Origin of the sequence: Psychrobacter sp. TB20-MNA-CIBAN-0197 (assembly GCF_040309765.1) — a bacterium.
GTDB lineage: Bacteria > Pseudomonadota > Gammaproteobacteria > Pseudomonadales > Moraxellaceae > Psychrobacter > Psychrobacter submarinus.
Genome location: NZ_JBEOPC010000739.1, coordinates 1 through 265, shown reverse-complemented (window position 1 = coordinate 265; position 265 = coordinate 1). Strand labels below are relative to the sequence as shown.

General features: G+C 38.9%; 1 protein-coding gene. It reads right to left on the bottom strand.

Annotation, left to right across the window (positions count from 1 at the left end; translation table 11 throughout):
- The coding region (locus AAEY83_RS15790; RefSeq protein ID WP_351060465.1) for a hypothetical protein at positions 1–265 on the bottom strand (265 nt) is incomplete at both ends.

Genomic DNA, 265 nt, shown 5'->3' with positions numbered 1-265 from the left:
GACTCAACCAATTTTATTACAGGTATTTGTGCCAACTCATTAAAAATAGGGCCAAAACGTGCATCTGCAACGCGGTACTCAGCGTCCAGTTTTACAAAGCGACCTTCTTCTTTAGCAAGTTTTACTGCTTCTTTAGATTCAGCTAAAGAAGTAATACCTTGGTTAGAACTAGTCCACTTACCTAATCCTTCCCAGTTACCTAAACCTGGGTAAGCTGCTAAGTAATAAACAGACCAAATAAATGTTGCAAAGAACATGTAAGTCC